At 66.9% G+C, this 13,282-nt stretch carries 7 protein-coding genes; 3 read left to right on the top strand and 4 right to left on the bottom strand.

The window, feature by feature from the left end; genetic code table 11:
- Window positions 1–707: 707 nt before the first annotated feature.
- The 4 genes from F1643_RS02830 to F1643_RS02815 all read right to left on the bottom strand — a co-directional run bounded on the left by F1643_RS02830 (window position 708) and on the right by F1643_RS02815 (window position 6,547).
- Window positions 708–2,372 carry a methyl-accepting chemotaxis protein gene (locus tag F1643_RS02830; RefSeq protein WP_194910533.1) on the bottom strand — a complete coding sequence of 555 codons (1,665 nt, stop codon included), beginning with the start codon at window positions 2,370–2,372 and terminating at the stop codon, window positions 708–710.
- A 386-nt stretch (window positions 2,373–2,758) separates the two neighbouring features.
- Window positions 2,759–4,657: a sulfate adenylyltransferase subunit CysN gene (gene cysN / locus F1643_RS02825; protein ID WP_370540442.1), complete on the bottom strand. Its 1,899-nt coding sequence runs from the start codon at window positions 4,655–4,657 to the stop codon at window positions 2,759–2,761.
- 62 nt (window positions 4,658–4,719) lie between these two features.
- A complete protein-coding gene (gene cysD / locus F1643_RS02820) occupies window positions 4,720–5,727 on the bottom strand; it encodes a sulfate adenylyltransferase subunit CysD (RefSeq protein ID WP_255542331.1) in 1,008 nt (335 codons plus the stop codon).
- Window positions 5,717–6,547: a sulfotransferase gene (locus F1643_RS02815; RefSeq protein ID WP_206692281.1), complete on the bottom strand. Its 831-nt coding sequence runs from the start codon at window positions 6,545–6,547 to the stop codon at window positions 5,717–5,719. Before F1643_RS02815 ends, cysD begins: the two co-directional genes overlap by 11 nt.
- An 850-nt stretch (window positions 6,548–7,397) precedes the next feature.
- On the opposite strand from F1643_RS02815, the gene F1643_RS02810 reads away from it, so the two are divergent.
- From F1643_RS02810 to F1643_RS02800, 3 genes are all read left to right on the top strand, one after another.
- Complete coding sequence (locus tag F1643_RS02810; RefSeq protein WP_194910530.1) at window positions 7,398–8,228, top strand: ABC transporter permease; 831 nt, start codon at window positions 7,398–7,400, stop codon at window positions 8,226–8,228.
- Window positions 8,218–9,651 carry an ABC transporter ATP-binding protein gene (locus F1643_RS02805; RefSeq protein ID WP_206692277.1) on the top strand — a complete coding sequence of 478 codons (1,434 nt, stop codon included), beginning with the start codon at window positions 8,218–8,220 and terminating at the stop codon, window positions 9,649–9,651. Before F1643_RS02810 ends, F1643_RS02805 begins: the two co-directional genes overlap by 11 nt.
- A 214-nt stretch (window positions 9,652–9,865) precedes the next feature.
- Complete coding sequence (locus F1643_RS02800; protein WP_370540440.1) at window positions 9,866–13,279, top strand: glycosyltransferase; 3,414 nt, start codon at window positions 9,866–9,868, stop codon at window positions 13,277–13,279.
- Window positions 13,280–13,282: the final 3 nt, after the last annotated feature.

Genomic DNA, 13,282 nt, shown 5'->3' with positions numbered 1-13,282 from the left:
TAACGCCTCGCATGATCGAGCGCGCCAGCTTGCGGACCTCGCCGGGGATGGTCTCACCACTCTCCCGCATGACCATCTCGTCGCGGCGGAACCAAGCCTCGCAGGCGTTGACGATGAGCAGCATGTGGCGCGTCGCTTCAGGTAACGTCGAGCCGAGCACGGCAGCGCGGAACTCGTTGGCCCGGTTGGACACCCAGGAGCGCAACTGGCCGACCACGTGGTGGCGGACCATCTGCTCGCGCGCGGCCCCGACTAAGCCGACGGTCAGCTTGGCGTCGCTCATCTTCTCGAAGCGGCCGCCCTCGAAGAACAGGCGCCACTGGTGACGCTGTTCGATGCACGCTGCCGCGCGCCAAGCAGAAAAGAGCGCCAGCACGGACTGCAGCTTACCCGGGTTCATGGCGTGCGGCAGCGGGTCGCAACGCAACACCGCCTTGGACTTGCTGCCGTCCTTCGGATTTTTCCCCTTCCGAGCCATCACCTAGCCATCATGTTCATGATACGTTCTGTATATCGCACCAGCATAAGCGGAAGCAACATTTCCGCGATCTATTATCGGCCGCTGCCGGATGCGGTGGTCATCGTCCGCGTCCTCCATGGCGCGCGGGACGCCGCGGCACTCGCCAGCCGTGGCGAGTTCGAGGAATAGGGAACGGGAGATGGTGGAGGAGGCGGGTTGAGCGTTCCCGCCCCGGTATCGTCGCAGGTCAGGCGGCGCGGATGCCGCTCAGGAAGGTTTCCACCTCCTGGCGCAGCAGTTCGGACTGGCGCGCCAGTTCGCCCGAGGCGCCCAGCACCTGGCTGGCCGCGGCGCCGGTCTGGGCCGCCGCCTCGCTGACGCCGCCGATGTTGGCGCTGACCGACGCGGTGCCGCTGGAGGCCTCCTGAACGTTGCGGGCGATCTCGGCCGTCGCCGCCCCCTGTTCCTCGATGGCGGAGGCGATGGAGGTGGCGACCTCGCTGATCGTCGCGATGGTCCGGCTGATGCCGCCGATCGCCTGGGCCGCGCCGTTGGTGGCGCCCTGCATCGAGGCGATCTGGGTGCCGATGTCCTCCGTCGCCTTGGCCGTCTGGTTGGCGAGGCTCTTCACCTCCGAGGCCACCACTGCGAAGCCCTTGCCGGCCTCACCGGCGCGCGCCGCCTCGATGGTGGCGTTGAGGGCGAGAAGGTTGGTCTGGGTGGCGATGTTGTTGATCATCTGCACGATCTCGCCGATGCGCTGCGCCTGCTCGACCAGCCCCTGGACCTGGGCGTTGGTCTGCTGCGCCTCGCCCACCGCCTGGTCGGCGATGGCGGTGGAGCGCGACACCTGCCCGCTGATCTCGGTGATGGAGGCGGTCAGCTCCTCCGTCGCCGCCGCGACGGCCTGGACGTTGGACGAGGCCTCGACCGCCGTTCCGGCAGCGGCGGACGCGCGGGCATTGGTCTGTTCGGCGATGCCCGACATGCTGTGCGCCGTCTGGCTCAGCTCGGTGGCGGCGGAGGACAGCGTGCGCAGGATGCCGCCCACGGTCGCTTCGAAATGGCGGACGAGGCGCTCGACCTCAGCGGTGCGGCGCTCCTTGGCGGCGCGGTCGGCCGCCTGCTCCGCCTCCAGCCGGTCGGCGGTCTGCAGCGCGTCGCGGAAGGTGACGACAGCGGTGGCCATGGCCCCGACCTCGTCGCTGCGCGCCGCATCCGACAGGTCGACGCCGTAGTCCTTGCGGGCAAGGCGTCCCATGCTCGCCGTCAGGCGGGCCAGCGGCTCCACGACGCTGCGGCGGGCGATCACCAGGGACAGCAGGGCGCCGATGAGGATGCCGATCAGCCCGACCGCCACGACGGCGGTCTTCACGAAGCTCTCGGTTGCCTCCACCTCGTCGGTGAGTTGGGCGATCCGCTCCGTTCCCGTCTCGATGATGGGGTCGGTCAGGGCGGAGGCCGCACGCTCGCTGCTGCGCACCTCGCTGCGGAACAGGGCGGCGGCGGCATCGTCCTGCCCCGCCAGGGTGAGGTCGCGCGTCCTGGTCAGCGCGTCCATGACCTTGACCTGCAGCGGGCCGACCCGGCCGGCGGCCGGATTGCCCGAGGCGGCGAGAAGCTGGTCGAGCCGGCGGTTCTTTTCCGCCATTTCGGCGATGCGCGCGCCGAACCGCTCGCCGGTGGCCGCCTGCGCCGCGGCGTCTTCGGAAATGAGGTTCAGGGCATCGCGCTGCAGGGCGCGGCTGATCGACCGCAGTTCCGACGCGGTCAGGACCATCCGGTCCATCTGGATCAGGGCCTGATTGGCGGAAGCGATGCGGTTCAGCCCCCACACGGATGTGCCGCCGATGGCCGCGGAGACGGTGGACAGGACCAGGACCGGCAGCAGGATCTTGCTGGAAAGTTTCATCGTACTCTCGTGGGGGCGGAACGAGCGGCCGGAAGGTCACTCCGCCGGCGCCAAAAGAATGAATTGCCACGGTCACGTTAACAAAACGTAATACCAGAATATGCAAGATATAAGGGAAATCACCGACTTCCCGACAGATCTCAAGCCTATGAAACTTGATTTTCAACTTTTGCGATTACATGGAGGTTTCTTGTCTTTCTTATTGCGGGATAATATTGGATATGCTTCCGCAATAAAGTGGATGCTGGCGCGAAATTCTTCATTGCTGCGGTTCGTTCTACGGCTCCCGTTCAAGCATGATCCTGTGCGGCACGGCGAAGAGCCGGGGCCGGGAAAAGAAAAAGGGCGGCCTGAAGCCGCCCTTTGAAATCGCCATGGAAAGAGGATCAGATCACCCCCCGGCGCCGCAGTTCCCCGATCACCTGGGCGACCATCTCGTCGGTGTCGTGTTCGCCACCCTTCAGCGTGATCTCCGGCGCTTCCGGCGGCTGGTAGGCGCTGTCGATGCCGGTGAAGTGGGGGAGCTGGCCGGCACGCGCCTTCCTGTACAGCCCCTTGGGGTCGCGGGCCTCGCAGACCTCCAGCGGCGTGTCCATGAAGATCTCCAGGAACTCGCCGTCCTCCACCAGGGAGCGCGCCATCCGGCGCTCCTCGCGGAAGGGGGAGATGAAGCTGACCAGCACGATCAGCCCGGCCTCCACCATCAGCTTCGACACCTCCGCCACCCGGCGGATGTTCTCCACCCGGTCCTCGTCGGTGAAGCCCAGATCCTTGTTCAGGCCGTGGCGGACATTGTCGCCGTCCAGGATCATGGTGCGGCGGCCGAGACGGTGCAGCTCCTGCTCCAGACGGTCGGCGACGCTGGACTTGCCGGAGCCGGACAGGCCGGTGAACCACAGCACGCAGGGCTTCTGCAGGTCCCCCGCCCGCGCCGCCTTGTCCACCTTGGAAGCGTGGCGGTGGATGTTGGAGGCCCGGCGCAGGGGGAAGCGGATCATGCCGCAGCCGGCGGTGGCGTTGGTCAGCCGGTCGATCAGGATGAAGCTGCCGGTCTCGCGGCTGTCGGCATAGGCGTCGAACGGGATCGGCCGGTCGAGCGCCAGGTTGCAGAAGCCGACGTCGTTGAGATCCAGATGCTTGGCGGCGGCATGCTCCTGGGTGTTGACGTTGATGGTGTGCTTCAGCTCCGTCACCTGGGCGCCGACCGTCGCCGTGCCGGCCCGCAGCAGGTAGGAGCGGCCGGGCAGCAGCGCCTGCTCGTCCATCCACACCACATGGGCCGCGAACTGGTCGGCCACCTCCGGCCGGCCGGCGGCGGCGACGATCATGTCGCCGCGGCTGGCGTCGACCTCGTCGGCCAGCACCAGGGTGATGGCCTGTCCGGGAAGCGCCGTCTCCAGATCGCCGTCCATGGTGACGAGGCGCGCCACCCGGCTGGTCCGCCCGCCGGGCAGGATGGCGACCTCGTCGCCGACGCGCACCGCGCCGCCCACCACCGTGCCGCTGAAGCCACGGAAATCCTGGTTCGGCCGGTTCACCCATTGCACCGCCATGCGGAAGGAGCCGAGCTTCTCCTCCGCCGCGGCATCGACGCTCTCCAGATGGCCGAGCAGGGTGGGGCCGCCGTACCAGGCCATGGCGTCCGACGGCTTGGTGACGTTGTCGCCGGTCAGCGCCGAGACCGGGATGCAGGTGACATCGGTGATGCCGATGCGCTGGGCGAAGACGCGGTAGTCGGCGGCGATGCGCTCGAAGGTCTCGCGGTCCCAGCCGACGGCGTCCATCTTGTTGACCGCCAGCACGACATGGCGCACGCCCAGCAGCGAGACGATGGTGCTGTGGCGCCGGGTCTGGGTCAGCACGCCCTTGCGCGCGTCGACCAGCAGAACCGCGGCGTCGGCGGTCGAGGCGCCGGTGACCATGTTGCGGGTGTACTGCTCGTGGCCCGGCGTGTCGGCGACGATGAACTTGCGGCGGTCGGTGGTGAAGAAGCGGTAGGCGACGTCGATGGTGATGCCCTGCTCGCGCTCCGCCGCCAGCCCGTCGACCAGCAGGGCGAGGTCGAGCTGGCCGGCCCCGGTGGTGCCGAAGCGGCCGGAATCCGCCTCCAGACTGGCCAGCTGGTCCTCGAACAGGCATTTGCAGTCGTAGAGCAGCCGGCCGATCAGCGTCGACTTGCCGTCGTCCACCGAGCCGCAGGTGATGAAGCGCAGCAGATCCTTGCCGTTCTGGCGGGCCAGATACTCCTGCACCTCGTTGACGGCATCCATGGGGGCGGCATCCATGGGGACGGCATTGGCGGGGAAGGTGCCGGCGGGAGCGGTGACGGGATCGAGGTCCTTCAGCATCAGAAGTAGCCTTCCTGCTTCTTCGCCTCCATGGAGGCGGCGGCGTCCTGGTCGATCACGCGGCCCTGCCGTTCCGAACTGGTGGACAGCAGCATCTCGCGGATGATCTCGGGCAGGGTGGCGGCGGTGCTGCGCACGGCCCCGGTCAGCGGATAGCAGCCGAGCGTGCGGAAGCGCACCCAGGCCATCTCCGGCACCTCGCCGGGCCGCAGGGGCAGCCGGTCGTCATCGACCATGATGAGGGTGCCGTCGCGCTCCACCACCGGGCGGGGCTTGGCGAAATAGAGCGGCACCACCGGGATGTTCTCCTGGTGGATGTATTGCCAGATGTCGAGCTCGGTCCAGTTCGACAGCGGGAAGACGCGGATGCTCTCGCCCTTGTGGATGCGCCCGTTGTAGAGGCTCCACAGCTCCGGCCGCTGGTTCTTCGGCTCCCAGCGGTGGGTGGCCGTGCGGAAGGAGAAGATGCGCTCCTTGGCGCGGCTCTTCTCCTCGTCGCGGCGCGCCCCGCCGAAGGCGGCGTCGAAGCCGTGGGCGTCGAGCGCCTGCTTCAGCCCTTGCGTCTTCATCACGTCGGTGTGGACGGCCGAGCCGTGGGTGAAGGGGCCGATGCCCTGGCGCACGCCGTCCCGGTTGATGTGGACCATCAGGTCGATGCCCAATTCCTGCGCCGTGCGGTCGCGGAATTCGATCATCTCCCGGAACTTCCAGGTCGTGTCGACATGCAGGAGCGGGAAGGGCGGCTTGGACGGATAAAAGGCCTTCATCGCCAGATGCAGCAGCACCGAGCTGTCCTTGCCCACCGAATAGAGCATGACCGGCTTGTGGAACTGGGCCGCCACCTCGCGCATGATGTGGATGCTCTCCGCCTCCAGCCTTTGCAGGTGGGTGAGGCGGGCGGGCGTGGTCAGGATCTCGGGCAAGCCGTTTCCGGGATCGGTGGCGGGGCCGGGCTCGGGAAGCTCCCTCGCCGCGGGGCGGGTGTCGAGCAGCGGATCAAGAAGCATAGCCGGCCTTCTTCTGCATGTCTCCGGCCACGGCATCGAACACCGTCCGACGCTTGCGCGACCATTCGATCGGGCGCTTCGACGGATCGAAGCCCTTGGGTTTCTCGACGGGCGCCCAGCTGACCTCGCCATTGCTGCGCGAGGCGCGGGACGATCCCAGGATGGGCAGGGTCCCGATCCGCTCGAACGGATAGCGCCCCTCCTCCAGCTCCAGAAAGCGCATAACGTCGCGGACCGTACCGTCGGGGGCGGCCACCGCATCCTCGAAGCGGACCAGCCGGCAGGCATCGGCGCTCATGCGGCTCTGCGCCTCCAGCGCTGCCTCGGTGCCGAAGCTCCATTCGCGGCAGACGTCAGCGAAGGTCCGGCCGAGGAAGCGCAGCGGCCAGGTGTCGATGGTGGACTGCACGGCGCGCTTGCCGTCGCGCAGCACGATCAGGCAGCGCTCCGCCGGGAACAGGTAGGGGAAATACCGCATCATCCGGGTGTGGGGCGACTTGATCACCACCGTCTTGTCCGCTGGAAACTCGGCTTCGATGCGGCGCAGGAAGCCGCTCACCATATAGCAGAAAGTCTCCAGGTCGCGGAACGATTCCCGGTTGCGCCGGTAGAGGCGCAGGAAGCGCCCCTCATAGGCGCGCGCGTCCTCCACCGTGTTCAGGAAGGGCAGTTCCCGGATGCCGAAGGGGTTGACCACCACGTCGGGGTGCAACTCCAGCAGGCTCTGGAGATAGTTGGTGCCGCTGCGCGGCATCACCCCCTGCAGGAAGACGATCCGCGGCGCGCGGCGCGGGGCGATGTCGCCGGTGGCAGTGGCCATGGCAGCGTCCTGCGGGAGCCCGCGGACCGACTGCGCCACCACCCTCAGATGACGGGCGTTCTCTTCCCCGAACCAGGGATCGAAGAAACTCGACCGTTCCGTGCTGGGGAGTCGAAGAAGCCGTTTTCCGACAAAGCCGATCTCCTTCTGAAGTCGATGAACCGCTCCATCTCCGAAATGATTTCGAAAAGACGCGGCATAGTGATCGGCTGTCAGGGTCTTCGCATTCCGAAACACAACGGCCTCCTTTTGCGTCACCTCTGCGCTGGGCATCTCGGATTTTCCTGTTTTTTGACGGTCGATGCGTCACTTCTGCAAATTCGGCAATCGCTGTCTCCCACACCTTGTTATGGTCCTATCGGTTTGGCTTTTTTAGTTCTAATCCGGATCTAACCCCATGGTCTTACAAGTGTGCGGGTGCGATCTCCAATGGTGGGAGGCGCACGACACAGACTCTCCATTGAATTCAATGTCTCTATCTTGCAAGTAGAGAAGACGCGTTTGATCGTCACTTGGTTTTTATTGATACGTATGCGGGATGAGCTCCCTGCATATTCTGTAGAATTAGCCCATGGAGTTCAAAATCTCTGACTATTTATTCTAATGTTTCCCCTCTGGATAACAGGCCATCCTGAGTGGAATCGCCGGCACTCCGATCTTTCGGGTAAACGGGTAGGACCGAAGGTTTGTGCCCCCGCCCGTTCTTTTTTCCGGGAGGATGGCAGGACGGGTACCCTGCCGCTTGGCCGGGATGCTTTCGCTTGAACGCTGCCGGAGCGGGGGTTATGGTCGGCCCGCCGCAGACGGGGAATACTCTAAATTGTTTAACTCTCAGTCGGGAAACCCCAAGGTGGCGGGTTTCGGCGCCGGTCCCTTTGCCCTTTTCCAGACCGCCTGGCACCACAGGTCGCTGATCCTGCGGCTGGCCCGGCGCGAGATCGACGCCCGCTACCGCGGGTCGATGCTGGGCATCGTCTGGGCGGTGCTGAACCCGATCCTGATGCTGGCGGTCTACACCTTCGTCTTCTCGGTGGTGTTCCAGGCGCGCTGGGGGACGCCCAGCGGCGCAGCGGGGGAGAGCAACACCGAATTCGCCCTGCTGCTGTTCTCCGGCCTGATCCTGTTCAACGTGCTGGGCGAATGCCTGAACCGGGCGCCCGGCCTGCTGCTGGAGAATGTCAGCTACATCAAGAAGGTGGTCTTCCCGCTGGAGATCCTGCCGCTGGTGTCGCTGGCCGTGGCGCTGTTCAACGCCGGCATCGGCTTCGTCATCCTGGTCGTCTTCCATCTGGCAGTCGCCGGGCTGCCGCCGCTGACGGCGCTGCTGCTGCCGCTGGTGCTGGTGCCCTTGTGCCTGACCACGCTGGGGCTCAGCTGGTTCTTCGCCGCCGCCGGCGTGTTCCTGCGCGACATCCGGCAGGTGGTGGGGGTGGGCGTCACCGTGCTGATGTTCCTCAGCCCGATCTTCTACCCGATGACCGCGATCCCCGAGCGCTTCCGCGCCATCCTGCACCTGAACCCGATGACCGCGATCCTGGAGCAGTCGAAGGACCTGCTGTTCTGGGGCCGCATCCCGTCGCCGGTGGACTGGGGGCTGGCGACGCTGGGCGCCTGGGTGGTGGCGTGGCTCGGCTATCTCTGGTTCATGAAGACCCGCCGGGGGTTCGCCGATGTCGTCTGAGACCGATACCCCCGCCAATCCCTCCACGGAGACCCCTGTCGTCATCCGCGCCGAAGGGCTGGGCAAGGCCTACGCCATCTTCAAACGCCCGCAGGACCGGCTGAAGCAGATGCTGGTGCGCGGCCGGCGCAAATATTACGACGAGTATTGGGCGCTGCGCGGCGTCGACCTGGAGGTCCGCCGCGGCGAGACGGTCGGGCTGATCGGGCGCAACGGCTCAGGCAAGTCGACCTTCCTGCAGCTGCTCTGCGGCACATTGACGCCAACCTCCGGCCGCATCGCGGTCGATGGCCGCATCGCGGCTCTGCTGGAGCTGGGCGCCGGCTTCAACCCGGAATTCACCGGCCGCGAGAACGTCTATCTCGCCGCCTCGGTCCTTGGCCTGTCGAACACGCAGATCGCCGAGCGCTACCAGTCCATCGCCGAGTTCGCGGGCATCGGCGACTTCATCGAACAGCCGGTGAAGCTCTATTCCAGCGGCATGTACGCCCGCCTCGCCTTCGCGGTGGCGGCACATGTCGATGCCGACATCATGATCGTCGACGAGATCCTGGCGGTCGGCGACGCCTCCTTCACCCAGAAATGCATGCGCTTCATCCACCGCTTCAAGGAGCGCGGCACCCTGTTCTTCGTGTCGCACGACACCGGACAGGTGGTGAACCTGTGCGACCGGGTGGTGTGGCTGGACAACGGGTCGGTACGGGCGATCGGCCCGGCACGGGAGGTCTGCCACGACTATCTGGCGGCGCTCTACAGCGACCAGGATACCTCGCGCGGCTTCCGCATCGGCGGGGCGCGGCAGGCGCTGCCCCAGGCCAAGCGCGAGGAGCCGGTGGAAGACGCCCGCGCCGAGCTGCTGAAGGCCTCGCAGCACCGCAACGCCATCGAGCTGTTCGACTTCAACGACAGCGGCCCCTGGTTCGGCAACCGCGGCGCCACCATCACCAACGTCTCGATCCTCGATGCCGAGGAGCAGCCGCTCAGCGTGCTGGAGGGCGGCGAGGTGATCGTGCTGAAGGTGGATTGCCGGGCCGAGCAGCAGGTCCATCGCCCCATCGTCGGCTTCTACGTCAAGGACAAGCTTGGCCAGAACCTGTTCGGCGACAACACCTTCCTGAGCTACCAGCTGGATCCCGTGACGATCCCGGCCGGGCAGGACTTCGCCGCCCGCTTCCGCTTCCAGATGCCCTATCTGCCCAGCGGCGACTTCTCCATCACCGTGGCGCTCGCCGAGGGCACGCAGGAGGACCACGTCCAGCACCATTGGGTCGAGGACGCGCTGTTCTTCAAGGTCCACGCCAGCCACGTCGTGCGCGGGCTGGTCGGCATGCCGATGCTGGCGATCACGCTGGAGGCGGAAGGGGCGTCGGCGCCCCGGGCGGCACCCCAGCCGACGGCCCGGGCGGCACCTGCGACAAAATAAGGCCAGGGCGCGGATAAGCCCGCAGTGAGGCAGGAAAACCGCAGTTCAGGGCATTGTTGGGCACCGCAAAGCGGGTTCCGGTCAGCGGCTTGCATTCCGGCGGGGTGTCAGCGTATGTGTGTCGGCGGCTGTGACGGGGCCGTCCGACGGGCCTGAAAAATGGTGCCCGATGGGCCGCACCCCGCCGCGGAGCCAGGCAGAAGAAGAGGCGCAGGTGGATTCGTTTTTGAAGGACCAGGGATCGGACACTCTCCGTCGCATCTGCCGGCCGATCACGCTCCTGACCCCGGATCTCGTCACGGCGCCGGCCTCCTGGCTCGGCCATGTGCCCTTCGCCTTCTGGATCGTCGACGCACTGCGGCCGGACAGCCTGGTCGAGCTGGGAACGCACACCGGCAACTCCTACGCCGCCTTCTGCCAGGCGGTCCGCCATGTCGGGCTGCCGACCTCCTGCTATGCCGTCGACACCTGGGCCGGCGACCCGCAGGCGGGCTTCTACGGCGACGACATCTACAACAAGCTCGCCGCCTACCATGACCCGCGCTATGCCGGCTTCTCGCGCCTGCTGCGCATGACCTTCGACGACGCGCTGGTCCATTTCGCCGACGGCAGCGTCGACCTGCTGCACATCGACGGGCTGCACACCTACGAGGCGGTGCGCCACGATTTCGAGACGTGGCTGCCGAAGATGAGCCGCCGCGGCGTGGTGCTGTTCCACGACATCAACGTGCGCAAGGGCGATTTCGGCGTCTGGCGCCTGTGGGACGAGATCACCCGCGATCGCCCGTCCTTCACCTTCCTGCATTCCAACGGCCTGGGCGTTCTGGGCGTCGGCGAGGATCTGCCCGACGCGGTGCGCGAGCTGTTCGCCGTGCAAGCCACCGGCGGCGAAGGGCTGCGGGCCGTCCGCAGCTGGTTCGACCGGCTGGGCGACGCCGCCATCGAGGCCGAGACCATCCAGCGCCTGGAAGAGCAGGAGAAGCACCTGCGCACCGAGGTGGCGATGGTCCGCAAGGTGCTGGACGACCAGATCGCCCACAGCGAAGATCTCAAGGGGATGATCGCGACGCGCGACCGCGACATCGCCCTGATCCAGGGCTGGCTCACCGACCATCAGGCCGAAATCCGCCGCCAGGGCGACGCGCTCGCCGAAATGGCGGAGGATCTGGCCGACCGCGAGCGCAACCTCGCCGCCCATGCCCGCGAGCTGACGGCGCGCGAGCAGGCCATCGCCCACCTGCACGGCGTGGTGGCCAGCCGCGACCAGCATATCCACAGCCTGGTCAATTCGACCTCCTGGAAGCTGTCGGCGCCGGTGCGCAAGCTGGGCCGCCTGACCCAGAAGGCCGGCCGCTTCTATCGCCGCCGCCTGCACAGCATCACGCTGGAGCCGCTGCACGACGTGGTGCCGAGCCCGCAGGGCGGCTACGAGGCGACCGGCAGCGACCCCGCCTTCCTGCTGCGCTCCGACCGCGGCCGGCTGCCCGGCCACTGGTGCGTGATCTCCTACCGGGTGGTCCGCGCCTCGGCCCCGCTGGTGCCGGTGATCTATGTCGATGCCGGCGACGGCTTCGACGAGCGGACGATGATCCGCCTGCCGGTCGACACGGTGGGCGAGTTCCGCCAGCTGGCCCTGCTGCCGCCGACGGTCAAGGCGCTGCGCTTTGACCCGGCCACCCGCCCGGTGTCCTTCGAGATCGCCGACTTCACCATCCGCGAGATCGGCAAGACCAACATCCTGCTCGACTATGTCCGGCAGAACCAGCCGGCACGCGTGCTGGACTATCTGCGCCGCCACGGCTGGCAGGCGACCAAGCAGCGCGTCCTGCAGGAACTGCAGCCGAACCGCTGGTCGGCCGACTACAAGTCGTGGGTGCGGATGTACGACAGCCTGACGCCGGAGGACGGGGCGGCGATCAAGGCCGACATCGCCCGGCTGCCGGTGCGCCCGCGCTTCTCGGTGGTCATGCCGGTCTACAACACGCCGGAGCCCTACCTGCGCGAGGCGCTGGATTCCGTGCTGGCCCAGTTCTACCCGGACTGGGAACTGTGCATCGCCGACGACGCCTCCACCGCGCCGCACGTGACGAAGGTGCTGGCCGAGTACAAGGCGCGCGACAACCGGATCAAGGTGATCCGGCGCGAGACCAACGGCCACATCTCCGCCGCCAGCAACAGCGCGCTGGATCTGGCGACCGGCGATTTCGTGGCATTGATGGACCATGACGACCGGCTGCCGCCGCACGCGCTCTACATGGTCGCGGCCGAGCTGGCGCGCCATCCCGACACCGACATCCTCTATTCCGACGAGGACAAGATCGATGCCGACGGCGAGCGCTACGACCCGCATTTCAAGTCGGACTTCAATCTGGACCTGCTGCACGGCCAGAACATGGTCAACCACCTGGGTGTCTTCCGCCGCTCGCTGATCGAGCAGGCCGGACGCTTCCGCCTGGGCTTCGAGGGCAGCCAGGACTACGACCTGACCCTGCGCGCGGTCGAGCAGACGGTGCCCGAGCGCATCCGCCACATCCCGGCGATCCTCTATCACTGGCGCGTATTCCCGGACTCCTCGGCCTTCTCCACGGTCGATCTGCCGCGCGCCACCGCCGCCGCCCACAAGGCGCTGACCGAGCATTTCCAGCGCCGCGGCGTGGAGGCCACGGTGGAGACCTCGCCGGCGACCAACCGCTTCACCCGCATCCGCTACGCCCTGCCGGCCAAGCTGCCGCGGGTGTCGCTGATCGTGCCGACGCGCGACAAGGTGGAACTGCTGAAGGGCTGCGTCGACGGGCTTCTGCACCGCACCGACTATCCGGATCTGGAAATCCTGATCGTCGACAACAACAGCGAGGAAGCGGCGACCTTCGCCTATTTCGACACGCTGAAGGACGAGCCGCGGGTGCGGGTGCTGACCTACAAGGCGCCCTTCAACTACTCCTCGATCAACAACTTCGCCGCCGCCGAGGCAACCGGCGAGGTTCTGGGCCTGATCAACAACGACATCGAGGTGATGGAGCCGGGCTGGCTGGCCGAGATGGTCTCCCACGCTCTGCGGCCGGAGGTCGGCGCGGTCGGTGCCAAGCTCTATTACGCCGACGGCACCATCCAGCATGCCGGCGTCGTCACCGGCATCTGCGGCGTGGCCGGCCATGTCCACAAGGGGCTGACCCGCGACGCCTACGGCTATTTCAGCCGGGCCCAGCTGACCCAGGATCTGTCCTGCGTCACCGCCGCCTGCCTGATCCTGCGCAAGGAGATCTTCGACGAGGTCGGCGGGCTGAACTCCGAGCATCTCGCCGTCGCCTTCAACGACGTCGATTTCTGCCTGCGCATCCGCGAGAAGGGCTATCTGGTCGTCTGGACGCCCTTCGCCGAGCTGTACCATCTGGAATCGGCCTCGCGCGGGCCGGACACCGCCCCCGACAAGGTCAAGCGCTTCATGGGCGAGGTGGCCTACATGCAGGAGCGCTGGGGCGACAGCCTGCTGGCCGACCCCTATTACAACCCGAACCTGACGCTGGACGCCGAGAATTTCGGGCTGGCCTTCCCGCCGCGCACGGTCAAGCCGTGGCTGCGCAAGGCCTGCCCCGAGCTGCGCAAAGAGCGCCTGAAGGAAAGCATCTGAACC

Source organism: Azospirillum sp. INR13, from assembly GCF_015390205.1.
Classification (GTDB): Bacteria; Pseudomonadota; Alphaproteobacteria; order Azospirillales; family Azospirillaceae; genus Azospirillum.
This window is presented reverse-complemented; position numbering and strand designations above follow the sequence as displayed.

Excerpts from the sequence above, each read along its gene's own strand:
- F1643_RS02830 (WP_194910533.1), bottom strand. The coding sequence starts at position 2,372 with ATGAAACTTTCCAGCAAGATCCTGCTGCCGGTCCTGGTCCTGTCCACC.
- F1643_RS02805 (WP_206692277.1), top strand. The coding sequence starts at position 8,218 with ATGTCGTCTGAGACCGATACCCCCGCCAATCCCTCCACGGAGACCCCT.
- F1643_RS02815 (WP_206692281.1), bottom strand. The coding sequence starts at position 6,547 with ATGGCCACTGCCACCGGCGACATCGCCCCGCGCCGCGCGCCGCGGATC.
- cysN (WP_370540442.1), bottom strand. The coding sequence starts at position 4,657 with ATGGATGCCGCCCCCATGGATGCCGTCAACGAGGTGCAGGAGTATCTG.
- cysD (WP_255542331.1), bottom strand. The coding sequence starts at position 5,727 with ATGCTTCTTGATCCGCTGCTCGACACCCGCCCCGCGGCGAGGGAGCTT.